Source organism: Leucobacter insecticola (assembly GCF_011382965.1).
Taxonomy (GTDB): Bacteria; Actinomycetota; Actinomycetes; order Actinomycetales; family Microbacteriaceae; genus Leucobacter; species Leucobacter insecticola.
This window is the reverse complement of sequence record NZ_CP049934.1, coordinates 598,963-624,973: the sequence shown is the minus strand read 5'-3', so window position 1 is coordinate 624,973 and position 26,011 is coordinate 598,963. Positions and strand designations below refer to the sequence as shown.

26 protein-coding genes and 1 pseudogene are annotated in these 26,011 nt (G+C 64.7%); 6 read left to right on the top strand and 21 right to left on the bottom strand.

The annotated features are described in order from the left end of the window. Window positions 1-16 precede the first annotated feature (16 nt). Together G7067_RS02945 and G7067_RS02940 are read right to left on the bottom strand one after the other, a co-directional pair. Window positions 17-412 carry a helix-turn-helix domain-containing protein gene (locus G7067_RS02945; RefSeq protein WP_166321862.1) on the bottom strand — a complete coding sequence of 132 codons (396 nt, stop codon included), beginning with the start codon at window positions 410-412 and terminating at the stop codon, window positions 17-19. Between the two features lie 205 nt (window positions 413-617). Then, a complete protein-coding gene (locus G7067_RS02940) occupies window positions 618-980 on the bottom strand; it encodes a cupin domain-containing protein (RefSeq protein ID WP_166321860.1) in 363 nt (120 codons plus the stop codon). Between the two features lie 120 nt (window positions 981-1,100). Here G7067_RS02940 and G7067_RS02935 point away from each other — a divergent pair, with 120 nt between their 5' ends. Then, entirely contained in the window at window positions 1,101-1,826 is a 726-nt protein-coding gene (locus tag G7067_RS02935; protein ID WP_166321858.1) for a formylglycine-generating enzyme family protein, read from the top strand. A gap of 62 nt (window positions 1,827-1,888) precedes the next feature. Here G7067_RS02935 and ctaD read toward each other — a convergent pair. The 4 genes and pseudogenes from ctaD to G7067_RS02915 form a co-directional block, all read right to left on the bottom strand. Further along, window positions 1,889-3,528: pseudogene (gene ctaD / locus G7067_RS02930) on the bottom strand (aa3-type cytochrome oxidase subunit I). Between the two features lie 304 nt (window positions 3,529-3,832). Beyond that, window positions 3,833-6,106, bottom strand: coding sequence for a heavy metal translocating P-type ATPase (locus G7067_RS02925; RefSeq protein WP_166321856.1), 2,274 nt, complete (start codon window positions 6,104-6,106; stop codon window positions 3,833-3,835). Between the two features lie 41 nt (window positions 6,107-6,147). Continuing rightward, a complete protein-coding gene (locus G7067_RS02920; protein ID WP_166321854.1) occupies window positions 6,148-7,092 on the bottom strand; it encodes a heavy-metal-associated domain-containing protein in 945 nt (314 codons plus the stop codon). Next, complete coding sequence (locus G7067_RS02915; RefSeq protein WP_166321852.1) at window positions 7,089-7,301, bottom strand: heavy-metal-associated domain-containing protein; 213 nt, start codon at window positions 7,299-7,301, stop codon at window positions 7,089-7,091. The genes G7067_RS02920 and G7067_RS02915 overlap by 4 nt, the downstream gene beginning before the upstream one ends. Before the next feature lie 371 nt (window positions 7,302-7,672). Here G7067_RS02915 and G7067_RS02910 point away from each other — a divergent pair, with 371 nt between their 5' ends. Then, window positions 7,673-7,855 carry a hypothetical protein gene (locus G7067_RS02910; RefSeq protein ID WP_166321850.1) on the top strand — a complete coding sequence of 61 codons (183 nt, stop codon included), beginning with the start codon at window positions 7,673-7,675 and terminating at the stop codon, window positions 7,853-7,855. A 110-nt stretch (window positions 7,856-7,965) separates the two neighbouring features. Here the strand turns inward: G7067_RS02910 and G7067_RS02905 are convergent, their stop codons facing one another. The 8 genes from G7067_RS02905 to hemE all read right to left on the bottom strand — a co-directional run bounded on the left by G7067_RS02905 (window position 7,966) and on the right by hemE (window position 16,824). After that, window positions 7,966-9,300 (bottom strand): glutamate-1-semialdehyde 2,1-aminomutase, encoded by a 1,335-nt coding sequence (locus G7067_RS02905; protein ID WP_244301218.1) that lies wholly within the window; start codon window positions 9,298-9,300, stop codon window positions 7,966-7,968. After that, complete coding sequence (gene hemB / locus G7067_RS02900; protein ID WP_166321848.1) at window positions 9,291-10,292, bottom strand: porphobilinogen synthase; 1,002 nt, start codon at window positions 10,290-10,292, stop codon at window positions 9,291-9,293. Before hemB ends, G7067_RS02905 begins: the two co-directional genes overlap by 10 nt. Beyond that, window positions 10,289-11,158, bottom strand: coding sequence for a uroporphyrinogen-III synthase (locus G7067_RS02895; RefSeq protein ID WP_166321846.1), 870 nt, complete (start codon window positions 11,156-11,158; stop codon window positions 10,289-10,291). Before G7067_RS02895 ends, hemB begins: the two co-directional genes overlap by 4 nt. 79 nt (window positions 11,159-11,237) lie before the next feature. Further along, complete coding sequence (gene hemC / locus G7067_RS02890; protein WP_166325663.1) at window positions 11,238-12,227, bottom strand: hydroxymethylbilane synthase; 990 nt, start codon at window positions 12,225-12,227, stop codon at window positions 11,238-11,240. 47 nt (window positions 12,228-12,274) lie between these two features. Beyond that, the gene (locus G7067_RS02885; RefSeq protein ID WP_166321844.1) at window positions 12,275-13,483 is read right to left on the bottom strand and encodes a ferrochelatase; all 1,209 of its coding nucleotides are present in this window, start codon (window positions 13,481-13,483) and stop codon (window positions 12,275-12,277) included. Next, the gene (hemQ, locus tag G7067_RS02880) at window positions 13,480-14,202 is read right to left on the bottom strand and encodes a hydrogen peroxide-dependent heme synthase (RefSeq protein ID WP_166321842.1); all 723 of its coding nucleotides are present in this window, start codon (window positions 14,200-14,202) and stop codon (window positions 13,480-13,482) included. Before hemQ ends, G7067_RS02885 begins: the two co-directional genes overlap by 4 nt. Next, window positions 14,199-15,665 carry a protoporphyrinogen/coproporphyrinogen oxidase gene (locus tag G7067_RS02875; RefSeq protein ID WP_166321840.1) on the bottom strand — a complete coding sequence of 489 codons (1,467 nt, stop codon included), beginning with the start codon at window positions 15,663-15,665 and terminating at the stop codon, window positions 14,199-14,201. Before G7067_RS02875 ends, hemQ begins: the two co-directional genes overlap by 4 nt. Before the next feature lie 37 nt (window positions 15,666-15,702). Then, window positions 15,703-16,824: a uroporphyrinogen decarboxylase gene (gene hemE, locus G7067_RS02870; RefSeq protein ID WP_166321838.1), complete on the bottom strand. Its 1,122-nt coding sequence runs from the start codon at window positions 16,822-16,824 to the stop codon at window positions 15,703-15,705. 3 nt (window positions 16,825-16,827) lie between these two features. Here hemE and G7067_RS02865 point away from each other — a divergent pair, with 3 nt between their 5' ends. After that, window positions 16,828-18,279 carry a glutamyl-tRNA reductase gene (locus tag G7067_RS02865; RefSeq protein WP_244301217.1) on the top strand — a complete coding sequence of 484 codons (1,452 nt, stop codon included), beginning with the start codon at window positions 16,828-16,830 and terminating at the stop codon, window positions 18,277-18,279. 31 nt (window positions 18,280-18,310) lie between these two features. Here G7067_RS02865 and G7067_RS02860 read toward each other — a convergent pair whose 3' ends face one another. Continuing rightward, the gene (locus tag G7067_RS02860) at window positions 18,311-18,556 is read right to left on the bottom strand and encodes a uracil-DNA glycosylase family protein (protein WP_166321836.1); all 246 of its coding nucleotides are present in this window, start codon (window positions 18,554-18,556) and stop codon (window positions 18,311-18,313) included. Continuing rightward, window positions 18,553-18,816 carry a ribbon-helix-helix protein, CopG family gene (locus G7067_RS02855; protein ID WP_166321834.1) on the bottom strand — a complete coding sequence of 88 codons (264 nt, stop codon included), beginning with the start codon at window positions 18,814-18,816 and terminating at the stop codon, window positions 18,553-18,555. Before G7067_RS02855 ends, G7067_RS02860 begins: the two co-directional genes overlap by 4 nt. 97 nt (window positions 18,817-18,913) lie before the next feature. On the opposite strand from G7067_RS02855, the gene G7067_RS02850 reads away from it, so the two are divergent. The 3 genes from G7067_RS02850 to G7067_RS14020 are packed head-to-tail and all read left to right on the top strand — an operon-like array spanning window position 18,914 to window position 19,666. Then, window positions 18,914-19,327: a PadR family transcriptional regulator gene (locus G7067_RS02850; protein WP_244301216.1), complete on the top strand. Its 414-nt coding sequence runs from the start codon at window positions 18,914-18,916 to the stop codon at window positions 19,325-19,327. Next, window positions 19,254-19,517: a hypothetical protein gene (locus G7067_RS02845; protein WP_166321832.1), complete on the top strand. Its 264-nt coding sequence runs from the start codon at window positions 19,254-19,256 to the stop codon at window positions 19,515-19,517. The genes G7067_RS02850 and G7067_RS02845 overlap by 74 nt, the downstream gene beginning before the upstream one ends. Beyond that, the gene (locus G7067_RS14020) at window positions 19,463-19,666 is read left to right on the top strand and encodes a hypothetical protein (RefSeq protein WP_244301215.1); all 204 of its coding nucleotides are present in this window, start codon (window positions 19,463-19,465) and stop codon (window positions 19,664-19,666) included. Before G7067_RS02845 ends, G7067_RS14020 begins: the two co-directional genes overlap by 55 nt. A gap of 77 nt (window positions 19,667-19,743) precedes the next feature. On the opposite strand, the gene G7067_RS02840 is transcribed toward G7067_RS14020, so the two are convergent. The 5 genes from G7067_RS02840 to G7067_RS02820 form a co-directional block, all read right to left on the bottom strand. Then, on the bottom strand, window positions 19,744-20,502 hold the full coding sequence (locus tag G7067_RS02840; protein WP_166325657.1) for an iron ABC transporter ATP-binding protein: 759 nt from the start codon (window positions 20,500-20,502) through the stop codon (window positions 19,744-19,746). A gap of 65 nt (window positions 20,503-20,567) precedes the next feature. Continuing rightward, window positions 20,568-21,596: an iron chelate uptake ABC transporter family permease subunit gene (locus tag G7067_RS02835; protein WP_166321830.1), complete on the bottom strand. Its 1,029-nt coding sequence runs from the start codon at window positions 21,594-21,596 to the stop codon at window positions 20,568-20,570. Window positions 21,597-21,603: 7 nt separating this feature from the next. Continuing rightward, window positions 21,604-22,587, bottom strand: coding sequence for an iron chelate uptake ABC transporter family permease subunit (locus G7067_RS02830; protein ID WP_166321828.1), 984 nt, complete (start codon window positions 22,585-22,587; stop codon window positions 21,604-21,606). Further along, window positions 22,584-23,597 (bottom strand): siderophore ABC transporter substrate-binding protein, encoded by a 1,014-nt coding sequence (locus G7067_RS02825; protein WP_166321826.1) that lies wholly within the window; start codon window positions 23,595-23,597, stop codon window positions 22,584-22,586. The genes G7067_RS02830 and G7067_RS02825 overlap by 4 nt, the downstream gene beginning before the upstream one ends. A gap of 191 nt (window positions 23,598-23,788) precedes the next feature. Then, window positions 23,789-26,005: a bifunctional metallophosphatase/5'-nucleotidase gene (locus G7067_RS02820; RefSeq protein ID WP_166321824.1), complete on the bottom strand. Its 2,217-nt coding sequence runs from the start codon at window positions 26,003-26,005 to the stop codon at window positions 23,789-23,791. Between the last annotated feature and the right edge of the window lie 6 nt (window positions 26,006-26,011).

Genomic DNA, 26,011 nt, shown 5'->3' with positions numbered 1-26,011 from the left:
GGGGATCGCTCGGCGCTCAGGCCGCCAGCGCCAGTCCGGTCAGGCACACGCCATTCTGCACGGCCGATCCCAGGCTCTGGGCCGCACGCGCCGCGGGCGCACCGTGCGCATGCTCAGATACGGCGCGGGTGAGATCCACCAGCGTCACCCGGAGCGCGCCGGCGACCGCCGCAATCATCTCGCTGGACGGGTCCTTGACGCCCCGCTCCATCTCGGAAAGGTACTGGGGCGACACGCCAGCATGGCGCGCGGTCTCCTCCAGGGTCTCTCCCCGCTCATGCCTGAGTCGCCTCAGCTCATCACCCAATAGGTGCCGCCACAGCGGCAAGAAGACGACGGATCGCGGCTTCGCCGGCCCCGGCGCGCTCGCGAGCTGCGGCGTTTCAACGGCTTTCTGCAAGCGATCACTCATGGTCTGATCGTACTGGGGCGCAGGCATCGGGGCGCGACTCTCTGCTGAGAGCAGAATCTTGGTTTGTTGCGCGGGGAGGAATCCGGATCGCCCGCATCGAGCGCGGCTCGCTGCAGGAGCGCTCGAGATCACAGCATGTCAATCGAGCGAGAAACCAGGGACCGTCATTCAACGCCCGAACGCCAGACCAAATCCCAACACACCACTAAATATCTTCGACGACGGCTGTGAGTTCACCGCCCGCGTCGCCGGTGTTGACAACCCCAGCTGGTTCCATCAGCAGGGCCTGCACCTCTTCATCGGCGCGTGGGCAGTGTTCGACTCCCTTTGGCACGACGTAGAGCTGCCCGGGCCCGAGATGTACGTCGCGATCCCGCAATTGAATGGTGAGCTGCCCAGAGATAACAAAGAACAGCTCGTCAGTGTCGTCGTGACTGTGCCACACAAATTCGCCCTGCAGCTTGACGAGTTTGACGTCGTAGTCGTTGAGCTGGGCGATTCGCTTGGGGAGCCAGTGCCCGGAAAAGAGATCAAATTTGGCCTGAATATCCACCACATCGTTTGGCATGCTTCGACTGTAGCAAGTGTTCTAAGTTGAATCGCGATGGCGGTGTGCCTCACGCAATATGCCCGCGAAGCAGCACGCTGCCGATGAGAAACACGCAAGGAGTCGCCCTAAACTCTAGGCATGCAGCAGTTCGTCGAGATCCCCGCGGGCGCCGTGCATCTCAACGACGCACGGCGCGGCGAATCACGCACGGTACAGCTTCGCTCGTTTCAGATCGGGGTGGTTCCCGTGACCGTGGGCACTTATGCCCCTGCAGCTTCCTCAGCTGAGGCGCCCCTCCCCGCAACTGGAGTGCGCTGGATCGACGCCGTGAGGTGGTGCATTTCTGCGGCAGAGGCCGAGGGCATACCGCCGGCGTACGCAGTTCAGGGCGACGAAGTGTTGTGGGATCTCGCCGCGGATGGCTGCCGTTTGCCGACTGAAGCCGAGTGGGTACGCGCGTGCCGTGCGGGCAGCAGCGGTGCACGCTATGGCGAACTCCCAGACATCGCCTGGACCGCCGCAGATGCTGTTGAAGGGCCGCAGCCGGTGGGGCTCAAACAGCCAAATACCTTCGGTGTGTATGACATGCTCGGCAATGCTTGGGAGTGGTGTTGGGATCGCCTCGATCCGGCACGCTACGGCGACTATCGATTGCTGAAGGGGGGCGGCTGGGCCGACCCCGAGTGGAGTTGCCGAGCTGGAGTGCGCAGGGGCGACTCACCCACTGCACGGCTCGAAGATGTCGGGTTTCGGGTGGTTCGTGGTGCCGCCGGGCCTGAAGGCCAGGGATGGTCGGAGACCGTCGATCGTGCCCGCGCGGCGATCACCGGCCCGCGCCCGGTCGGCTGGACTCCACTGAGGTAGTTATCGCACCACCGTCGATGCGAACTATGGGGCGGGCTTCAGATCAAGGTTCGAGCCCCGCATCACACACTCGCCGGTTCGGTGTGATCCGGCGGGAGCGCGGGCTGCGGTGGCTGCAACTCCGGGTGGTTGGCATCAAACGCCGGTGACTCCGAGCGGATGCGCGGGATCGACACGAAGTTGTGCCGCGACGGAGGACACGAGGTGGCCCACTCCAACGACCGGCCATTACCCCACGGATCGTTCACTTCGACCAGCGGGGCCTTCCGCGCGGTGACGTAGATGTTGAGCAGGAACGGAATCATGGAGACGCCCAGGATCATCGCGCCCACCGTCGATACCTGATTGCCCCACGTCACGCCGTCCGCCGGCAAATAGGTCGCATAGCGCCGCGGCATCGCCATCACCCCCAGCCAGTGCTGGACCAGGAAGGTGGTGTGGAACCCAACGAAGAGCGTCCAGAAGTGGATCTTGCCCAGGCGTTCATTCAACAGCCGCCCGGTCCACTTCGGCCACCAGAAATAGAAACCGGCGAACATCGCAAACACGACCGTGCCAAACACGACGTAGTGGAAGTGGGCGACCACAAAGTACGTGTCGGAAACGTGAAAATCGAGCGCTGGAGACGCCAAGATGACGCCGGTCAGCCCGCCAAACACAAAGGTCACCAGAAATCCGAGCGACCACAGCATCGGGGTTTCAAAGGTCACGGACCCTCGCCACATGGTGCCGATCCAGTTGAAAATCTTGACGCCGGTCGGCACGGCAATCAACATGCTCATCAACGCGAAGAATGGCAACAGCACCGATCCAGTCACGTACATGTGGTGCGCCCACACGGTCATCGACAGGGCAGCAATCGCGATAGTGGCGTAGACCAGGGTGCGATAGCCAAAAATGGGTTTCCGGCTGAAGACGGGGAGGATCTCCGAGACGATGCCGAAGAATGGCAACGCAATGATGTAAACCTCGGGGTGGCCAAAGAACCAGAACAGGTGCTGCCACAGGATCGCGCCACCCTCGCCGTTGAAGATCATGGCGCCGAAGATCCGATCCGCCGCCAAGCCAAACAGCGCCGCCGCCAGCACGGGAACACCAGGAGCACCAGGATCCCTGTAACGAGTGTGTTCCAGGTGAAGATCGGCATGCGCCACATCGTCATCCCGGGCGCACGCATCGTAATGATCGTGGTGATGAAATTGACGGAGCCCAGGATCGTACCGAAGCCGCTGACACCAAGCCCCAAGACCCACAGATTTCCGCCGACACCCGGTGAGTACATCGTTTCCGAAAGCGGGGCATAGGCGAACCAGCCAAACGATGCCGCGCCCTGTGGCGTCACAAACCCTGCAAGTGCGATCACGGAGCCGAAGCTGTACAGCCAAAAGGCAAAAGCGTTGAGCCGCGGAAACGCGACGTCTGGCGCACCGATCTGCAGCGGCATCATGACGTTCGCGAATCCCGAGAACAGCGGCGTCGCGAACATCAGCAGCATGATTGTGCCGTGCATCGTGAACAGCTGGTTGTATTGCTCTTTGGTCCCGACAATGTCGAGGCCGGGAGCGAAGAGTTGGGCCCGGATCAGGAGCGCGAGGACACCCCCTATCAAGAACCAGACAAATGACTCAATCAGGTACATGTACCCGATGACTTTGTGGTCGGTGGACGTGATCCAGGAGAGGAGGACGCTGGTGCGTTTCATGTTTGCTCCGAGCTTTGGCTCGGCCGACGGCAGGATCACCTGACGTAGCCATGGCCCCCACACAACCGGAGTGGTTTCGTTAGCCCCGTGAAACTCTCTCGCGACACCGCGAACCGTGTTGCTCCCCTGCCGCGCAGTGGTGGGGGGTTCCGATCCCCTCATCTCCCAAGGAAGAAGGTTGCCTTGAGGCTAGCAAGGGCGGGAACGGGTGTCAACGAATATTCGACACTGCCCGAACTAGCCTCACAACAGGCGACAACATCGGGTAGGCGTTCGAGAGAGCACCGACCCTGAGCGCAATCGTCTACGGCTTCGCGATGCTCTTGAACCCACGCAGACGCAAACTGTTGCCAACAACAAACACGCTCGAGAGTGCCATCGCCGCCCCCGCGAGCATTGGGTTGAGCATGCCGAGGGCCGCGACCGGGATCGCCGCGACGTTGTACGCAAACGCCCAGAAGAGGTTCGTCTTGATCGTTCCGAGAGTCTTTCGTGAAAGACGAATCGCATCGACTGCGCTACGCAGGTCGCCCCGCACGAGCGTGATATCAGACGCCTCAATCGCCACATCCGCTCCGGTACCCATTGCGAGCCCAAGATCCGCCTGCGCGAGAGCCGGGGCGTCGTTGACACCGTCGCCGATCATCGCAACAGTCCTGCCTTCACGCTGCAGCTTCGTCACAAGGTCGACCTTTTCTTGCGGAAGAACCTCGGCGAAGACCTCATCGATACCCACTTCGGCGGCGATCCGGCGTGCCCCTGCGGTGTTGTCCCCGGTCAGAAGTATCGGAGTCAAACCGATCGCCTGGAGCTGTGCGATCGCCTCGGCGCTCTGTGGCTTGACAGTATCTGCCACAATCAAGATGCCTCGCGCCTGCCCATCCCAGCCGACGGCAACGACGGTCTTGCCCTCCGCCTCAGCAGCGGACTTCTTCTCCCGCAGTTCGTCGCTCAAGCTTTGAGACCACTCCGCGAGTAACGATTCTCGGCCCACGAGCACCGCATGGCCGTCAACGATTCCCTGTACGCCCTTGCCCTCGATATTGGCAAAGTCTTCCGGTGTTGGGAGGCTACCAACCTGCTGTGTTGCCCCCTTGGCAATCGCCTGCGCTATGGGATGCTCGGAAGCATCCTCCAATGCACCCGCGAGCCGCAAGAGTTTAGCGCGGTCGGTGTCACCCTCAGCAAGCACCTCGACCAGCGTCATCTTCCCAGTGGTGACCGTTCCGGTCTTGTCGAGCACAACAGTGTCGATCTTGCGTGTGGATTCCAACACCTCAGGACCCTTGATGAGGATGCCCATCTGAGCCCCACGACCCGTGCCAACAAGCAATGCTGTGGGCGTAGCGAGTCCCAAGGCGCAGGGGCAGGCGATCACGAGCACCGCAACAGCGGCCGTGAACGCCGCAGAGACGGGGAATCCGGCGCCGAGCCAGCCACCGAGTGCGGCAATCGCGATCACGATCACAATCGGCACGAAAATGCCGGAGATCCTGTCGGCGAGCCGCTGCACCTCGGCCTTCCCGGTTTGCGCATCCTCAACAAGCTTCGCCATTTGCGAGAGCTGCGTGTCTGCGCCGACCCTGGTGGCGCGCACGACGAGCCGCCCACCAACGTTCGTTGTGGCTCCGGTAACAAGGTCGCCCTCCGCTACCTCAACGGGTACCGCTTCACCAGTGAGCATCGACGCATCGATCGCGGAAGTTCCCGAGAGCACCGTACCGTCGGTGGCGATCTTCTCCCCCGGCCGCACGATGAACTCGTCGCCAACGCTCAGATCCTCGACTGGCACGAGGGTTTCGACGCCGCCGCGCAACACGGCAACCTCTTTTGCGCCGAGCTCCAGCAGCGCGCGGAGTGCTGCACCCGCCTGCTTCTTCGAGCGTTTCTCGAAGTATCGACCGGCGAGAATGAACATTGTCACCCCGGCACCTACTTCAAGGTAGATGTTCGCGGCGCCGTCAGATGGAGCCAACGAGAATTCAAAGCCGTGAGTCATTCCCGGCGTACCGGCGCTGCCGAAGAACAGCGCGTACAACGACCACAGAAACGCTGCCGAAGTCCCCATCGAAATGAGCGTGTCCATCGTGGCGGTGCCGTGTTTGAGGTTCATCCACGCTGCTTTGTGGAATGGCCACGCCGCCCAGACAATCACCGGAGCCGCCAGCGCGAGGGATGCCCACTGCCAGTACACAAACTGAAGTGCGGGGATCATCGCCATCGCTACGACCGGCACCGTCAAAATGATCGACCCAATGAGGCGCCGCCTCAGCGACGCCAGCTCAGGCGCAGCGGAGTCTTCGCCGTTTTCTGCGGCCGCGACGTCCCTCTTTCGCGTCTTCGGGGCGGGAAGTTCGGCGGTGTACCCAGTCTTCTCGACCTCGGCGATGAGCAGTGCAGGATCGTATCCCTCCGGCACGCTCACTTTCGCCTTCTCGGTTGCATAGTTGACGGTAGCGACGACACCTTCGAGCTTGTTGAGCTTCTTCTCGATCCGCATCGCGCACGAGGCGCAGGTCATTCCGCCGATCTGTAACTCGATGCCGGTGGCCCCACTTGGGGGTGCTGAAATACTCATTGTTCTTCCCTTTGTTGCGTGTGAAGGCACAGACCCGACGGTCAGTGGCTTTCGGTGTGCGAATCGCTTCGCTTGCCCGCGTCGTGCTGGGACCCGTCGCCATGAACAGCGTCGAGCACGAACTCAGCGGTGTGTACGTTTCCTTCAACCTGAAAGTCGAAATACAGCAGGTAGCTGCCCACGGTTGGGGCAGATGCAGCGAAGCCGATCTCTGGCCCAGATGTCGTGCCGACGGCCGGGGTTTCTCCCGCGGGATGGACGTGCAAGTAGGCCAAATCTCCTTCGCGTAGCGCGACGAGGTGACCAAATGCGCCGAGATAGGGCTCTAGGGTAGTGACCGGCTTCCCGTCACGAGCAACGCTGACGACGAGATTGCTTGATGCCCCTTCCACCAATTCACCCTCGACGGTCACCGTGAATCCGTCAACCTCAGCGACCCGAGTGAGCTGCGGCGTCCAGGGGGCATAGTGCCCGGCGACCTGAACCGTGCGCGCCAGGGTGAGCGAGGGCGCATTCGGTCCCTCGGGCGTGAAATCTGCGAACACACGGTACCCGCCGGCCTCGGTCCACTCCCAGGGAGTCGACCATGTGCCAGTGGTGTGGTCGAGTTCGGGGTGCACATGCCGATACTGGCTACCGTCGGAGCGAACCACAATCAGGTGCAGGTCTTTCTCGTGCGCGGTCGCATATTTCGACACGGCCTCGCCGTTGGGATCAAGGATCTGGAAGCTAAGTGTGCCGGGGTCACCTACTATCGTCGGTGCCTGAACCGGCGACAACAGGTACCCCTCGGCACCGAGCGAAAGGCCCTTCAAGGCTTCTGTTGTTGCGGACGTATCGTCTGCGGCGTGCTCATTCATTTCGTTGCCTGTTGTCCAATCGGCTGCGGCGTTGTCTGGTGCGACGGCGGCAGCAATTCCAAATGCGCTGCCAAACGCCACCACCAGGCCAAGCCCGTATAGTGCGAGGCGCGCCCCCGCGTTCATGCCTGACGCACCGCCTGGTAGCCCGCTTCGCTCACGGCGCTTAGCACCAGCGCATCATCAATAGGGTCGGAGCTCGTAACAACGAGCTTGCCAGTCTTCGCACTGACCTGAATATCCTCGACGCCCGCGATCTCACTGACTTCTTCGCGAACTGACATCTCGCAGTGTCCGCAAGTCATTCCGGTGACCTGAAACTCAGTAGTAGCCATGGTCTGTTCCCTTCAGTTCCGCAAATACCCCCTGCGGGTATGCACGACATCAATATATACCCCTGGGGGGTATAACGCAAGCAAATTCTTTCCCTTCTGCGCCGATCTTGAGAGAGCAGAATCTTGGGGAATCGCAGTGCTCACGCCCCGCGGGCTGCCTTCTCGCTCCAGGTCAATCGCACCCGGCCCAGCAGAGGCTCATGCGACCCTCATGAGCAAAATCCAACACAGCGACGCCATCTCCCAAAAATGGCGCAACCACGCGGTAGTGAGACCTTGGAACTCAGACAACCGTGCACGATCGCCCCGCCGCTCGGTCACCAACATCCACGCGGGCACCTTCCTGCCCGACACAACGAGGCGCTCGACGCGTGATCGGTGTCTTGCGGGCGAAGGATGACTGTCTGCAGGGGTTCTCGGCCTTCAGCGTGCGGTTCGTTGTTGCCGAGGTGGCTCACTGCTGCCGAGGTGGCTCACTGCTGCCGAGACTGACTTCCACCGCCGAAACGGCGGTTCCTGACAGCAGGTTCGACGGTGAACAGCAGCTTCGCTGAGGACGGTCTCGACGAAGCAAGCTTTCGGGCCGTTTCGAGGAATCAGATCAACCTCGTGACGAAGCATCTCTTCCGCGATACACCGCATGCGCAGCAGCGGATCGGATCCCCTACACGGCAGCGACGCGGGCAGCGGCGGGCAGCGCACTGACCACACGCTCCAGCGCCGCCGCGTCGTGGGCGGCCGACACGAACCACGCCTCGTAGGCGCTCGGTGGGAGCGAGACTCCCGCGTCGAGCATGGCGTGGAAGAACGCACCGTACTGCGCCGTGTTTTGGCGCTGCACCTCGGCGTAACCGAGCGGCGGCGTCGGGAAGTCACCGAACAGCACGCTGAAGAGGGTGCCGGCGCGCTGCACCCGGTGCGCGACGCCCGCAGCCCCAAGCGCCGAGGCCACCTCTGCGGCGAGCGCATCGGCCGCAGCGGCCAGGCGAGAGTAAGCCGCATCGTCGGCCGCACGCAGTGTCGCAAGTCCCGCGGTCGCGGCGATGGGATTCCCGGAGAGCGTGCCGCCCTGGTAGACGGGCCCGAGCGGCGCGAGCAGATCCATGATCTCCGCCCGACCACCGACCGCAGCGAGCGGCAGCCCGCCACCCACCACCTTGCCGAAGGTGAAGAGATCAGGCCGAAGCTGAGCGGGCACCTGATCCCGTTCGAGCCCCCAATACCCGGTGGGTCCGGCACGGAACCCGGTCAGCACCTCGTCGGTAATCACCAGCGCGCCGTGCGCGTGGGCAATCTCAAGCAACCGCGCGGTAAAGCCGGGGAGCGGCGTGACGATCCCCATGTTCGCCGCGGCTGCCTCGGTAATCGCGCCCGCGATCTGCGCGCCGTGCTCGGTAAACGCCCGTTCCAGCGCGGGCACATCGTTGTAGGGGAGCACGATCGTCTGCGCCGCGGTTTCGGCCGTGACGCCGGCGGACCCCGGCAGTGCGAGCGTCGCGAGCCCCGATCCTGCAGCCGCCAGAAGCCCGTCGGAGTGCCCGTGATAGTGCCCGGCAAACTTGATGATCAGCGGCCTACCGGTCGCGCCACGGGCGAGCCGGATCGCCGTCATCGTCGCCTCGGTGCCGGTCGACACGAGCCGGACCTTCTCGACGTCGGGCAGTTTTGCGACGATCAGTTCGCACAGCTCAACCTCCGCCGGGGCGGACGCCCCAAACCCGAAGCCGCGCGCCACCGCCTGCTGCACCGCCTCGACGGCGACCGGCAGCGCGTGCCCGAGCAGCGCGGGTCCCCACGCCCCCACGAGGTCGACATACTCGCGGCCCTCAGTGTCGGTGACGAACGCGCCGCGCCCCGAGACGAAGTAGCGCGGCGTGCCGCCGACGGAGCCGAACGCGCGCACGGGCGAGTTCACGCCGCCGGGGATCACCCGCGCCGCGCGCGCCGCGAGTTCTTCGTTCGTTGCGTGAGCCGTCACATCGCTGCTCATCAGTTCCATGCTGCTGCCTCCAGTGCGTAGTAGGTCAAAATGGTGTCGGCCCCGGCCCGGGCGATGCTCAGCAGGGACTCGCGGATCGCCGCCTCCCGGTCGATCCATCCGTTCTGCGCGGCGGCCTCGATCATCGCTGCCTCCCCCGATACCTGGTACGCCCACACGGGCACGGTGCTGAGGCGGGCGACATCGGACAGCACGTCGAGGTAGCTCATGGCCGGCTTCACCATCACGATGTCGGCACCCTCGTCGAGGTCGAGCTGCGCCTCACGCAGACCCTCGCGGCGGTTCGCCGGATCCTGCTGGTAGCTGCGCCGGTCACCCTGCAACTGCGAATCAACCGCCTCGCGGAACGGACCGTAGAACGCGGACGCATACTTCGCCGCGTAGGCGAGGATCCCGGTGTCCGCGTGCCCCGCCGCTTCGAGCGCACCGCGCACCGCCGCGACCTGGCCGTCCATCATGCCGGACAGCCCCAGGATCTCGGCGCCCGCCTCGGCCTGCGCAACGGCCATCGCTGTGTACCGTTCCAGCGTCGCATCGTTATCGACGAAGCCCGCCGCATCGAGCACCCCGCAGTGCCCGTGCGAGGTGAACTCGTCCAAGCAGAGGTCGCTCTGCACCACCAGTTCGCCGCCGACCTCAGCGACGACCGCGCGAAGAGCCCGGTTCAGGATGCCGTCGGGATCGTCACCCGCGCTGCCCTCGGCGTCGCGCTCCGCGGGCACCCCGAACAGCATGATGCCGCCGAGTCCCGCTTCGGCTGCGGCCGTGGCGACCTCGCGCAGCGAATCAAGCGTGTGCTGCATCACCCCGGGCATCGAGGTAATGGGCCGGGGCGATTCGATCCCCTCGCGCACAAACACGGGCAGGACGAGGCTCGCCGGGTGCAGTCGGGTCTCGGCCACAAGGCGGCGCATCGCCGGCGAACGGCGCAGACGGCGAGGGCGGTGGGTGAGTGCGGGAGAAGGCCTTGAGCTAGCGTGCATCTGGGTCATTTCTGTGAGGGATCGTAAGACTGTGGATCGCTGAGCTGGTCTGCAACCGCGTCGAGCAGCCCGTCGATGGTCTGGGTGGGAGCAACGATCTGTGGCTGGATCCCGGCGCCCGCAAGCGCGGCCGCCGTGGGCGCTCCGATCGCTGCGATGGTGGGAAGTGCCTCGGCAATCGCTGACTCCGGCAAGGCGGAGAGGCGGGATGCGAGTGCGCGGGCCGCGGATCCGCTGGTCACCAGCACCGCTTCACAGCCAACGAGTGCCTCAGCAAACTCGACGGCAGATTCTTCATCCTGGGTAATCTCGACGGTGCGATACGCCGTGACTCGTTCGACCAGATGCCCCGCCGCACGCAGCCGCGTCTGCAGCCGTTCGTCGCTCAGATTCGACAGCGGTAGCAGGAAGCTCCGGATCCCCTCCTCAGCTTCTGCGCCAAAAGCCGCTTCGAGGGCTGTCAGCAGCCCGTCCGTTGAGAAGTTCGACTCCGGCACAAGGTCGACGGCGATCCCGGCGGCCTCGGCCGCAGAGGCGGTGCCGGGGCCCACAGCGGCAACCCGGGATCGCGGCACCGACTCCGCCACCACACCGGCGGCCACCACCGCGGCCACCGCGTTCGCGCTCGTCAGGATGACCCAGTCGTAGTCCCCGCGGTTCCAGCGTGCGACCGCTGCGGGAAGCTCGGGAGTGCGCTCGGGCACAATCTCGATCAGGGGCCGGATCACTGGCACTCCGCCGCGCTCGCGCACTCGCGCCGCGACCTGCTCGCCCCACGGGCCGCCGCGCAGGATCAGCAGGCGGGCGCCGTTGAGGGAGGGCGACGAGGTATCAAGTCCCTTGATTTCGACTCGGCCTTGGGGCAGTGGCCCCAACAGCGAATGTGAGAAAACGCGATGCGTTTTCTGTTCAACATTCGCTGCGCTCAATCTGCGGCCGCCGTCAGCGCGCTCCTTAGGCGACACGAGCGGCCCTGAGATCTGTAAGCTCGGCAGCACCCAGGCTGAGCAAAGCTTCGGCCACGCGTCGGCCCAGCTCATCAGCAACTTCGGTTCCTATCGCATAGGCCGCGACGCTCAGCGGAGCGCTCAGCTCCACCTCCAACTTCTCCGCGCCGTCGGTGCGATACACGGCCGCGTGCAGACGGAGCGTGTCACCGTCAACGCTCGCGGTCGCCCCAATCGGTGCCGCGCAACCCGCTTCGAGCGTCGCGAGCACAGAGCGCTCCGCCGTGGCGGTTAGGCGTGAGGCTGGGTGTTCCAGTGCCCGAAGCGCGGCCGTGATCGCCGACCCCGCGGCCGCATCGGCGCCGCGTGCCTCGACAGCGAGCGCCCCCTGGCCGGGCGCCGTCGGCATCGCGCTGAGGGCGAACCGCTCGGTAATGTGCGCGGTGCTCCCTGCTCGCTCAAGCCCCGCGGCGGCGAGCACTACCGCGTCGAGCGTGTCTCCTACAAAAGCGAGCCGGGTATCGACGTTGCCGCGCAGATCCACCACCTCTAGATCAGGACGCGCCGCGAGCAATTGCGCCGTGCGTCTGGGCGATCCGGTGCCCACCCGCGACCCAGCGGGAAGCTTCTGTAAACTCAGGCCATCGCGTGCGCACAAGGCGTCGCGCGGGTCCACCCGCTCCGGCACCGCCCCGACCACGATGCCTTCGCACGGGCCCGTTGGTAGATCCTTGTACGAATGAACGGCGAGATCGCAGCGACCATCAGCAAGTGCCTCGCGCAGGGCGCTCACAAACACACCCGTGCCGCCAAGCTCCGCAAGTGGCGCGCGCGAAATATCCCCTTTGGTGGTCACCGTAACAAGCGCGACATCGCGACCAGTTTCACGTGCAACATGTTCCGCCACCTGCGTCGACTGTGCAACCGCGAGCCTGCTGCGGCGCGTACCGATGCGGATGAGGCCCGGCTGCGGGGGCAGATAGGTGTCGCCGTACACTCCAACCCTGGCCGCGGGGTGGCTCCCCGGAGCAAATACTCTTCCGGTCACGGCGCAATCCCAGCCGCGGCGGGTTTGAATCCGGCGCGTACGTTTTCGCAGCAGGCGGGGCGGCAGACATCAAACCAGGGTCCGAGCTCGGTCAACGCGGGGCGCTCGCTCGCGGGGGTCCCATCGCGCCGCTCAAGCACCAGATCGATGAGCCCGCTGACGTAGGCGCGGTGTGTGCCGGGGGTCGGTACCCGCACCGCAGCGAGTTCGTACTCTTCGCAGGTCTCCAGCGCCTCGGTGTCCAGATCCCACAGCACCTCCATGTGGTCGCTGACGAATCCGATCGGCACGATCACGACGGCCCGCACGCCCTCGGCGGGCAGGAGCGCAATGGCGTCGTTGATGTCCGGTTCGAGCCACGGCTGCGACGCGGGGCCGCTGCGTGACTGGTACACGAGCTGCCACGCGGCACCCGCACCCGCGGCGTGCGCGACCACCTCACTGACGGCGAGGTGCTGCGCCGCGTAGGCACCGCCGGCACCGAAGTCGCGATACTCAGCCGCGCCCTCGCGGGGTCCGGATCGTTCGGCGTCTGCGGTAGGGATGGAGTGGGTGGCGAAGAGGATCCGGACCTCCTTCGCTACATCAAGATCCGGGAGCTGTTCGCGCAGCTGCTGGATCCCGGTGCGGACGCCCTCAATGAACGGCTCCACGAATCCTGGATGATCAAAGAACGGGCGGATCTTGTCGATGGTCATGGTATCCGCGAGCCCCGTGTCTTCAAGGGACTGCGCAAAGTTCTCGCGGTACTGTCGGCACGACGAGAACGACGAATAGGCGCTCGTCGCGATCGCGATCAGCTTGTTGTGGCCGCGCGCGTGCGCCTCACTCAGCGCGTCGGTGATGTACGGGTCCCAGTTCCGGTTGCCCCAGTAGACGGGCAGGTCGATGCCGCGCGCGGCGAGCTCCGCCTCAAGCGCGGCCTTCAGCTCCCGGTTCTGGTCGTTGATCGGGCTGACCCCGCCAAAGTGTCGGTAGTGGTGCGCGACCTCCTCGAGGCGTTCGTCGGGGATCCCGCGCCCGCGGGTGACGTTGCGCAGGAACGGGATGACATCGTCCTGCCCCTCGGGCCCGCCAAACCCGGCGAGCAGGATCGCGTCGTACGCGGTCGGGGATTCGACGTGTGCGGGGCCGGATCGTGCGGCGTCGCTCGCGTGCGGCACGATCGTGGTGGCCGCGGCTGTGGGGGCTGCGGTGTTGCTCATCGGATGACCTCCAGGATTTCGGTGGCCGCGATGCGACGGCCGGTGTAGAAGGGGACTTCTTCGCGCATGTGGCGGCGGGCGTCGGTCGCGCGCAGATCCCGCATCATGTCAACCAGTTCGGTCAGTTCATCGGCCTCCATCGGCAGCAACCACTCGTAGTCGCCCAGCGCAAACGCCGAGACCGTGTTTGCCACCACCCCGCGGTGTGCCGCGCCGACGCGGCCGTGCTCGGCCAGCATCGCGCTGCGTTCGGCGGTCGGCAGCAGGTACCACTCGGTGCTGCGCACGAAGGGGTAGAGGCACAGCCACTCGCGTGCGTGTTCGCCGCGCAGAAACCCGGGGACGTGCGCGCGGTTGAACTCGGCGTCACGGTGCACACCGAGCGCCTGCCAGCTCGGAATCAGCCGCGCGAGGGCCGCCGTGCGACGCAGCCGCCGCAACTCGGCCTGCAATCCTTCAGCGGTGGGGCCGTGCAGCCACACCATCAAGTCGGCGTCGGCGCGGAGGCCCGAAACGTCGTACCAACCGCGCAGCGTCACCCCGTTGGCCAGGGCCTCGGCCTGCGCACGCTGCAATTCGGCTGTCTCTGCCGCGGCATCGAAGCTCGGGTCTTCGCTGAGGCGCTGCTGCGGATCGCGGCGGTAGATCGCCCACAGGGCGTACCCCTGCGGGGACTCGGTGCTTTCTGTGGCGGCTTCACGCGTGTGGCCGGTGCTCATGGTGCGCTCCTTCGTGTGGGGTCGGGCTGGAAGATTGAGGCGTTGAGGGCCTGCAGGACGGTAGCCGCGGCGGCGCGGGCAGAGGGCACCACCGCAGCGAAGCCGGTTCCGGCGACCCACTCGCCCGCGCAGACAACGCCGGGCGGAGTGAGCGCAGTGGGCTCGACGGACTCGGTGGACTCGGTGGACTTGGTGGACTCGGGCTGCCGGGAAGTGGGAAGGGTGTGCTGCTGGCGCACGATGCCGCGCAGACTCAGCGCCTCAACGGGCACGCCGAGGATCGCACTGGCATCAGCGAGCGCGAGCCGTCCCGCGGCTTCGTCCGCGAGCGGAAGGGTGACCGCCTCACTGCCGCGCTGCCCGTATGACAGGCGCAGCAGGTGGTGGTCTGGGGGCAACTGCTCGGCCAACCATCGCCACTTCATGTTGGCGTGAGTGAGCGCTTTCGCCGCGATCGGAGGCGTCGCGTACCGCGCATCATCGGCGACCAGCACACCGGTGCCGCGCGGGCCGGCGTTCAGCGCCGCGGACTCGACGAGCAGCGCAAGGACCTCGATACGCTGTGCTGGGGCCTGGGTTTCGACTCGACCTCCGGTCTCGCTCAACCGGCGGGGAGGAACAACACCGGGCACGGTAACAACCACCGCATCAAACCGCTCCACATCATCCCCGGCACTGACCTCCCAAGCCGCTCCGGCACCCGACACGAGCTCCCGCATCGCCGTCACCTCAGCGTTCAGCCGCAGCTCGACCCCAAGGAGCTCAAGTTCGTCGACCAGCCGGGTGACGAGGGTGTGGATCCCGCCGCGCAGTCCGGCGACGGCGGCCCCTGAGGCGCGGGCGCTGCCGCGCTGCGTGCGCGCTGCAGCGCGGAGGGTGCCGCGATCCCGATAGGCGCGAGCGAGTCCGGGGACCGCCGACAGCGGCAGGGCATCGGCGCGGGCGGAGTAGACACCGCGCACGACGGGATCCACGAGTCGGTCGAGCGTGCGCTGGCCGAGCCGCGCCCGCACGAGTGCGCCGAGCGAGGGGGCTGTCGCGCCCACGGACCGTGGCAGCCAGGGTTCGATGGCGCAGCGCAGGGCACCCCCGAGGCCAATGATGCGCCTGACCTCGCGGCTGAGGGGCTGCGCGGGGATGCCAATGGCGGCGGCAGCGGGGAGCGGGGCTGCGCGGCCGTCGCCGACGATCCAGCTGCGGCCGCCCGCGGTGGGAGTGATGCACTCGCGCATTCCGAGATCGACGAGGAGGCGCTCAACCTCTCCTCCACGCGTGGCGTACGACTCGGGGCCGACATCGAAGCGGACGCCGTGGATTTCAGCGCTGGCGATCCGTCCGCCGAGCCGTTCACTCCGTTCGAAGAGGCTAACCCCGACGCCGGCGCGCGCCAGTTCCCAGGCGGCGACGAGACCCGCGAGGCCGCCGCCGATAACGGCGACGCGTGGCTCAAACTGCTCGGTCACGCCGCACGCCGCCGATTCATCAGATGAATCCTGTTCATCAGATGTTTCCGAGCGCGTGAGCCCGCTGCACCAGCCAGCTCAGGACCTCGGGATCGGTCTCCGGCGGCACGCCGTGCCCAAGATTCAGCACGTGCGCCGGCGCGCTGCGGCCGGCCTGAATCACCTCACGCAGGTGCGCCTCAAGCGCCTGCTCGGGCGCCGACAGGAAGGCGGGGTTGAGGTTACCCTGCAGCGGCACGCCCCCGCCAAGCCGCGCGCTCGCCTCATCGAGTGGGATCCGCCAGTCGATGCCGAGCGCGTTCGTGCCAAGTCGAGCGAAGTCTTCGAGCAGATGATCGGCACCCACCGCAAAGTGGATCGTCGGCACGGGTTGTTCCTCGCCGTCGGCAGACGCGGGATCAACCCAGCGCAGCTGCCGTACGCGTTCGAGGGTGTGCATCGACGACGGCGAAACGTGCGCCGTGTAGTCGCGGGCGCTGAGGGATCCCGCCCACGAATCGAAGAGCTGCGCGGCGCTCGCGCCCGCGCTGACCTGCGCCTCAAGGAACACTCCGCTGAGCTCCGCCGCCCAGGCGAGCAGCCGTTTCCAGGCCTCGGGATCGGTGTGCATGAGCGCGCGTGCGCGCAGGTGGTCGCGGGAGGGCCCGCCCTCCACCAGGTAGGCCGCGAGCGTAAACGGCGCCCCCGCGAACCCGATCAGCGGGGTTGCGCCGAGTTCAGCCGTGACCCGCTGCACAGCCTCGCGAATCGGCGCAATCGCCTGACGTAGACTCTCGGCGGGATGCTCCGCGCACAGGCGCTCGACGTCGGCGGCCGTGCGCACGGGGCGCGGAAAGACGGGGCCCCGGCCCGCGACGATATCGACCTCCACGCCGGCGAGTTTCAGCGGGATCACGATGTCGCTGAAGAAGATCGCGGCGTCGACGCCATGGCGGCGCACCGGTTGCAGTGTGATCTCCGCGGCCATCTCCGGATCGAGGCAGGCGTCGAGCATCGGGGTGCCAGCGCGCAGCTGGCGGTACTCCGGCAGTGACCGCCCGGCCTGGCGCATAAACCACACCGGCAGGCGATCCGGGCGCACCCCCTGGAGTGCACGAACGAGTGCTGAACTGGCCGTGCGGCCGGCAGCGAGCGGGTGGGTGGCGGGCAAGATATTCATCAGATGAAGATGCTAGCATGTTCATCTGATGAAGTTGTTTGCAGGATCCGGGCAGCAATCGCCCGGCAGCGCACGCCACAGCAGGGTCCCGGATCCGGCCAGCTGCGCCCCCGAATCGACGAAAGTTGGCGCCACGACGTGTTAGTTTGCCTCTCCTTTGAGCACCGCAACGTCGATCTCGATTTTCTTGGCGCTCTCGAGCGACACACCGCACCAGTGGTCGAAGCGCTCGCGGATCCCACGCTCACCGAAGGCTCGGTGGTGCTTGCGACCTGCAACCGCTTCGAGGCCTATCTCGACGTCGCGTCACACGCCGCGGTCGAACAGAGCATCAGCCGCGTCTCGGGAATCACGGGCATCGCAGAACCGCAGCTGCGTGAGCGGCTCGTCGTGCGCTCAGACCTCGACGCCGTCGAGCACCTGTTTTCCGTCGCCGGCGGGCTCGAATCCGTCGTGGTCGGCGAGGGCGAAATCGCCGGTCAGGTGCGGCGTTCGCTTGAGCAGGCCCGCGAGCGCGGAAGCACCTCCAGCGAAATCGAACGCCTGTTTCAGACCGCAGCGCGAACCTCCCGCCAGATCAAACACCGCACCGGCGTGCAGACCGCGGGCCGCTCCCTGGTGCGGCTCGCGTTGACGATGGCGCAGAGCCGCATCGGGGACTGGGCAACCGCGCGCGTGGTGCTCGTGGGCACCGGGATGTACGCGGGGGCGAGTCTCGCTGCGCTGCGTGCACGCGGTGCCGAGCGGGTCGCGGTGTATTCCCCTTCCGGCCGCGCGGAGGGGTTCGCGGCATCGCACGGGATCGCGGCGATCGCCGAGACCGAGCTAGAGGAGGCCCTCGCGCAGGCCGATCTCATCGTCACCACCAGCCTCGCGCACGAACCGATCTTCAGCGCCGACATCTTGGACCGCACACAGCGGTCAGCGCGACAGCCCTTCTGCCAGACAGTCGCGGGGCGCGCGAACCGGGGTGAGTTCGGCAGGGCAACCGGATCCACAACCCTTGCCCGCGCGGCGGCCAGACCGCGCCTGGTGATTGATCTGGGAGTCCCCCGTAACGTCGAACACGCGGCCGAGCTGGTGCCCGGCATTGAGCTGCTTGACCTCGACCTCATCGCCAAACACGCTCCGCTCGCCGAACTCAGCGCCGAGGTAGAGGCTCGCGGTATCGTGCGTGACGCCGTGTCAGAGTTTTCGGCCGCGCGAGCCGAGAACGACGCCATGCCGGCGCTGGTCGCACTGCGCGAGCACGTTCACGAGCTCCTCAACGAGGAGCTGCAGCGCATTGCGCCCGACGACGCGGCAGAGGTTCGCGCGCGCACCGAGGCGGCACTGCGCCACTTCGCGGGCCGCCTGCTGCACCGCCCCGCCGTGCGGATTCGGGAGGCGGGACGCGCCGGCGAGGCCACCGAGGCCCACGCCGCGGTGGAACTGCTGTTTGACGTTCGCGGGTGAGCGACAGAGAGCCAAACGGCAGCAATACGAGTCACTGCCCCGGGAGTAATTTCTGCATGTGCGGGCGCGCCTTCATCGCGTGAATCACCAGTTCGTTTCCGCTATCGAACACCAGCACGACGGTCTCGAGCAGACGTCCGCTATTGTCAAACCCAAGCCTCAACTGCCGGGCTGGCGAGGCTTCATCAATGTCCTCAATCCACACCGCCCACGTCGCCGCCTGAACCACGTCCTCGGCCAGAATCCCGTGTTTCAGAGCCGAGTCGTTGACCCTCACGTGCCTGAAAGGTGTAGCGCTTCGCGAATCACGTCCGACCGGGTTTTGCCCGCATTCTGGGCGCGTTCGTCAAGAACTGTGATCTCATCGACAGTCAAACGAAGCGCAACCACCTGAGACGGCTCAGCACCTCTCCCTGGGCGCCCACGTCCGCGTTGTTTCAGCACCTCGGCGTCGTAGCCGGCTTCAGCCTCAGCGACCCATGCGGCGATCTGCTCTTCAGTGACCGGAACACCGTTAATCGTCTCGTTCGTTTCCATGACATTATTGTATAACGAAAATGCGCCCCCGTCAGCTTGTCTGATCCAGCGAGGCCCCTAGGCTGTCTGTCTAACTAGATTGCAGTACGATCTATTTATGGAAGAGGAGGCGTGGCCGTCAGAATGGCTTCGCGGAGTGCTCGGACCCGCGATCCTGTCGATCCTGTCTGAGGGCGAGGCCTACGGATATCTGATCGCGCAACGACTGGAACAGGGCGGCCTGGGTCGCGCCAAAGGCGGGACGCTATACCCGCTGCTTTCAAGGTACGAGTCCGCGGGGCTTTTGGCGTCCTCTTGGCGAGAAGGAGAGGGTGGACCGGGGCGCAAGTTCTTTACGATTACCGGGGAGGGGCCGCGGAACTCGAAAGATTGCGTAAAAGGTGGGCAGAATTTTCCTTTCGCACCGGGACACTCATCAACCCACAGGAAGGAACGAAATGACTGGCACCAAGGTCGACGCATATCTCGACGAGCTCCAAGCTGCACTGGAAGTGCGCGATACAAACGATGATCAGATCACAGATATCATTCGCCAAGCACGAAACCACCTGATCGACACCGGAGAAAACCCCTACGAGACTTTCGGCAACCCCCGTGACTACGCGAAGCAGTACGCGCCGCACTCGACACCCCCACTCGATACTGGGTGTTTGTCATCAGTGCGGTGGCGCTGGCCACGAGCGGTGGGTGGATCCTCGTGAACGGAATTATCAACTTCGTCGGCGAGAGGACCATTCTCTGGGGCCTCAGCCCGCTCGTGGGGATCATCGCCGGCAGCTTGCTCATCGCGCTATGGATAGCGATTCTTGTTGTTATTGGATTGAGGCGCGCTCGGCAGAACCGAAACTGAGTGGCGTTCTTCCGCCCTTCAGTTTCCAGACAACCATCCAAAGAGCTTTCTGAAGCACTCACGAGACGAGGATTCCACTACGAGCGGTAGTACACCGCGACCGGGTGCCCGCCGTGCTGGATCACCTCGACCGGGGTCTCAAACACCCGCTCGAGCACCTCGGCGGTGATGATCTCCTCGGGAGTACCCGACGCAACCACCTTGCCGTCGGCGAGCGCCACGATCCGATCCGCGTAGGCGGCGGCAAAGTTGACGTCGTGCACCACCAGAATGATCGTCTTACCGAGCGCATCGGCGGCGGCCCGCACCTGCCCCATCATGCCCACCGCGTGCCGCATGTCTAACCCGGTCAGGGGTTCATCGAGCAACACAAAGTCGGTATCTTGTGCCAGCACCATCGCCACAAACGCGCGCTGCCGCTGCCCACCCGAGAGTTCATCGATAAAACGATCCTCCAGGCCGGCGAGATCAAGGAACGCGATCGCGGCGTGAATCGCGCGCCGGTCAGCCTCGGTCACCCGGCCAGCGGAGTGCGGAAACCGTCCAAACGTCACGAGCTGGCGCACGGTCAACCGCGCGGTGAAGTGGTTCTCCTGCTTCAGGATCGACACGACCTTCGCTAGCTGCTGCGATTTGGTCGCCCGGACGTCAAAACCGCCGACCGTAATGCGGCCACTATCAGCATCGAGCAGGCGCCCGATGATGGTCAGTAGCGTCGACTTTCCGGCACCGTTGGGGCCGATCAGCGCCGTCACGCCGCCGCGCGCGATACTCAGATCGACCGGGCCCAAGACCAGACGACCGCCGTAGCGCTTATCAACACCGACCACCTCGATGCCCGCGTCACGCGCGGTCTCGCGCTCGGCGGCAACACCGTCAGAAAGCGCAGCAGATCCCGAACTCACCGCATTCCCTTCCTGAGCAGCACGACGAGAAACAGTATCCCACCCGCAAACTCAATAATCACCGTCACAAGTCCGGCGGCCGCGAAGACGTGCTTCAAAACAAACGTTGCCCCGAGCAGCGTCGCCATCCCAATCGCGATCGCGAGCGGGATCTTCTCCGCGTGAGAATCACCCCGCGCAAATTGATACGTCAGGGTCGCCACGAGGAACCCGAAGAAGGTCATCGGCCCGACCATCGTGACCGCCACCGACACCAGCACGGCGACGAGGATCAGGATCGTGCGCACCTCACGCCGGTAGTTCACGCCGAGCCCGATGGCAACATCACGGCCGAGAGACACAACATCGTAGGTACGGCGGCGCAGCCACACAAACACGAGGATCGCGCCAACAATCGCGGCCGCAAAGGGCAGATACTCGGGATTCCCCTTGCTGATACTGCCGAACAACCGAGCGCTCAGCACATCGAACTCGCTTGGGGTAAGCAGCCGCTGCATCAGCGTGGACACGGATCCGAAGCCGATCCCGAGCACCACGCCAACCAGCAGCAGCAGGTGCAGATTTTGGCGCTTGCCCGAAAACAGCCAGCCGTAGAGCAGCGTCGCAAACAGCACCATCAACGCGCTCTGCGCCAGGATTTTCGGGATCCCTTCCAAGCTTGAGGCCGACGCACCAAACACGAACACCAGTGCCGTCTGCGTCAGCACATACAGCGCGTCAAAGCCAAGAATGGAGGGGGTCAGGATGCGGTTGTTCGTTGCCGTGTGAAACAGCACCGTCGCGAGCGCCTGGCTCACCGCGACAAAGGCGATCGTGCCGAGCGCCGTCAGCCGCGACTGCACGATGATCCAGTACCCGGGGCTGTCGATCGGCACCGGGTTTCCGTAGCTCAGGATCCCGGCCGCGAACACCAGCGCGAGTGCCGTGACGGCAAGAATCGGCCATGCTCGGTGCCACCAGGAACTTTTCGCGTACGTCTCGAGTGCGGGCAGACCGCTGCTCGGAACCGTAATTATGCTTGCCATGGTGCTGCTAGCCTCGCTGCCGCCGCAGCAACAGCGTGATAAACACCACGGCTCCCACGAGCCCGAGCACCATCGACACGGGCACTTCGAAGGGACGAATGATCACGCGGCCAATAATGTCACACACTGTCACCAGCGCGATCCCGCCGAGCGCAACCCACGGCAGGTTCGCACGCACGTGATCGCCACGAATCATCGACACGATGTTGGGCACGACGAGGCCCAGCAGCGGCAAGAACCCCACCACAACCACGGTCACCCCTGCGGCAATGGCGACGAGCGCCGTGCCGCTGTAAAGGATCGCGCGATAGTTCAGGCCGACGCTCGTCGCCACGTCCTTGCCGAGGCCCGCGACGGTGATGCGATCCGCCAGCAGAAACACCAGGAGCGTGACGATCGCCACGACCCACAACACCTCGTATCGCCCGCGGGTCACCGCGGTGAAGCTGCCCATGAACCACGTGCCCAGCATCTGCAGCAGGTTGAACTGCGCCGCGATAAACGTCGTGGCCGCGCTCACGACCGCGCCGAGCATGATCCCGATGAGCGGCACCACCAGAGTGGTGCGTATCACTACCCTGTTCAGGATCAGCATGAACAGCATCGCGCCGACAAACGCGAAGCAGCTCGCGACAACCATCTTGCCGACGAGCCCCAGATCCGGCAGCAGGAGGGCGCTGAGCAGGAGCCCCAGCGCCGCCCACTCCGTCGTACCGGAGGTGGTCGCGTCAACAAAGCGGTTCTGCGTCAGCATCTGCATCACGAGCCCGCTCGTCGCGAGTGCGGCTCCGGCGAGCACCAGCGCGAGGGTCCGCGGGACGCGGGTGATCCACACCAGTTCGCCACCAAAATCGTCGGCCGTGATGTCGTAGACCCCGATGGCGATGGAGGCAACAAGCAGGCTCGCGACCACGAGAATCGCGGTCGCGAGCGGCCACCAGCGCTGTTTCAGCCGCGGTGGTTCTTCAACAGTTGAGGCGAGCGTGCTCACTTCGCCGAGAAGGCAGTGCCCAGTTGCTTGAAGAGCTCCGTGTAGGCCTGAATCCCCTCGGTCAGGTAGAAGTTGGCATCGAGAATGACGATGTGTCCGTCTTTCACCGCGGTGACGTTCTTCAGCGCCTCGGCGTTGCTGATGAGCTCGGTTGCGGGCGCGGATCCGGCCTCACGATCCTCGACCGCAAAGGCGGCGTCGCGGTCGAGCGCCACAATCCAGTCAGGATTCGAATCGGCGATCGCTTCAACCGAGATGTCGTCACCCTTGTGGTTGCTGGTGCCACCCTCAACCTCAAGCGCGGGCACCCAGCCGAGGGCAGGGAATACGGGGCCGAGCGCGCGGCCTGTCTCCGGAGCGATGTACCCGATCTTGCCGGCGGAGGTGTTCACGGCCATCACGGTGTCAGTGCCGTTGTACGCGGTCTTCGCGTCTGCCATTGCGGCCTCGAGCTTGTCGTTCAGGGCCTTGGCGTCGTCTTCACGGTCAAATATCTGGCCGAGGATCTCTGTCTGACGCTCAAGCTCGGCGAAGACGTCTTCGCCCTCACGCGGCGCAATCTCGATGACGACCGCCTGCGGGTTCTGCTTCTTGATCTCGTCGTAGTAGTCGCCGAAACGGTAGCCCCCGATGATCAGGTCAGGCTGCGCGGCGACGATCGCCTCGAGGTTGGGCTCGCGGTGGTTGCCCACGTCGATGACCTTTTCGTCATCAGTGTATTCGGGCCACACGGAACCCATGACGCCCTTCGGAACCGCCGCCAGATCGACATCCCAGGCACTGAGCGTGTCAAAGGAGGTGTTGTCGAGGGCGACCACCGTCTTCGGGTTCACCGGCACCTCGACCTTGCCGTGGTTGTCGGTAATCGTGACCGTGGTTGCGTCTGCACTCTTTTCGTCGTTCGCGGGACCACCCCCGCTACACGCGGAAAGCAGCAGGGCTGCCCCCAGTACGAGAGCGACTGACGTCACACCACGAACGGCAGACTTCGGGCTGAGGAACCTAGTCACGTTTACTCCTTATATCGAAACACGCGATCAAGGTAAGCATACACTTATATTCATCTGATGATTAGAAATTAAGACAATTCGAATCCCGCCGCCCGAAACACCTCAGCCGGTTCTCACACGTCAGCCGGTTCATTTCGGACGTTTTTTACCGGCTGAGCAGTGAGAACCGGCTGAGGTGCCGGAGCGCTTCGCTATCGTTTGGCGCGAACCGTGGGGCGACGCGCGAGCTGGATCGCTCCAGCCAGCACAGCTACACCCGCGAGCGCTGCCCACCCAAAAGGACCGCCGCTGCCGGTCTCAGCCAGCGGAACCGCATCACTACCAATGGGGCTGCGGTCACTGGGAGCTGCACCACCACCAGACCCTCCCTGGTTACCTGTCTCGCCTCCCCCATCCGCGCTGGCGGCGACCAGAAAACCACGCTGCACCACCGTCCCGCTCGGGTCGGCACGCAACTCCATTTCCACTGCCTTGCCCTGTAGCGCCTCGGGCACGGCAAAACGGACGCGCGCTGCGCCATCGATGACGGGGGCGGTGAGCTGTGTCTTTCCGTTCAACAGCACGGTCAGCTCGGTGTTCTGGGGTGCCCCAAGGCTCGTGAGATCGAGCGCCGAAACTTCAAACTCGATCACGGCTCCCGGCTGCACAGTCGGAAGCTGCGTCCCTTGAGCAGAAACACCAGCGGCGGCAGGATCACCGCTCAGCGCGGAGCCTTCGACGTCAACGATCTTCACCCCGTGCTTCGCGAACGACGGCGCAATCGGGCCCGCGGCACTCTGTTGAGCGAAATACCGCTGAAACCCTTCGACATCGAGCAGCCCAGATTCCGTCACACCGCCAAGGTTCACACCCTCGTGGAAGTTCACGATCCCAATCAGAATCGCCCCTGATAGACCCACCCGATAGCTCATCGCAGCATCGACCGGGTGCCCATCGAGCGTGATCGACGTGACGCGATCCCCCACCGGACGGGTGTCATCGTAGGTGTAGCTGATGTTGTCTGAGAGTGCCAGTTGGATGTAGCCCTTCGCTTCTCCCCCGAGCGTGTGCTGCCACTGCTGTTCAAAGAGTGCCTTGAGCTGCGCCCCCGTAACGTCAGCTGCCACAATGGAATCGCGAATCGTGAAGGTCTCTATCACTCGCATCACCGAAACATTCCCCTGGTCATCCGGCATGAGGTCGTTGCGGATGAAGTTCGGAATCGTGAGCCCAAACTGCGGCGGTCGCGGCTGATCCTGTTGTACATCACGGAACATATTGGCGACGAGTGTGCCGAGTGACGATTCGAGCGTTCGATTGCCGGATGATCCGCCCGCGTAGCCGCCCTCGCCGTAAGCGCCGCCGCTGAACGCCGTCGTGATTGGGGCTGTCACTTGTCCAGCTGGCCGGTTTCCCTCCTGCTCCGCGACCTCGAGCGCCGCGTCGACGATCCCGCTCACCGAAGCAACGCGCGGGTAGTTCGCGATGAGGCTCTGCTCAGGCGTAACAGTCAGCGCAACAGCGCGGGCTGACGATGCCACCACCTTGCCCTGATCGCGGCTGTATCGCAGTTTCACCTCCCCAACCCCCTGACCAAACGCGGCCCCTTGAATCACCGGGCGGGTCCGTTCGGGATCCCCCGGCACTGGAGCGTTGTAGACGTACTGGTTGTGCGTGTGCGCGGTGAGGAGCGCATCGATACTCGGAGCGGCCTGAGTGATGATAGTCGCGAGCATGCCGCCGGTGGCCATCTCATCCTCGAGCGTGGCGGGCGGCGCGTTCAAACCCCCACCTTCGTGTATGAGCGCGATCGTAACATCAGCGAGGTTTTGATCCTCGATCTCTGCGGCCGCCTCATTCAGCGCGGGGACGAGAGGAAGAAACTTGGGGTTCCCCCCAGGGAACTGCACCTGGGTGTCAGGTGTCACCACGCCAATAATCCCGACGCGAACCCCTCCGAGCTCCCGAATAATATAGGGCTCAAACAGGGGAGCACCCGTGGTGGCATCAACAATATTCGCTGCCAGATAGGGCGACTGCATACGTTCTGAAGCAAGTTTCTTAAAGTTGTCGTACCCGATAAAGAGATCACCGTTGCCGACAGCCGAAGCTTCAAGCTCAAGCGCGTTGAGTACATCGACTGTTGGCTTCTCGCCCTGCACGGATGACGCGTAGAGGGAGTTGCCAAAGTTGTCACCAACGCTCAGGAACATCGATGGCTCCGCGTCCGCCCGCAGTTCCTCAATGGTGCCGGCCCAGCGCACCGTGTTTGCGTCGATACGGCCGTGAAAATCGTTTGTCACGACAAAAGTAAGCTCAGTCTCGCTTCCTGCCGTGGCGCTAGCGGTGCTCGGCGAGCCGAACCCCGAGAGCATCATCATGAGCGTGGCTGCCCCCGCAAGCACTGAACCCGTTCGACGCGTTGCCATTTTTGT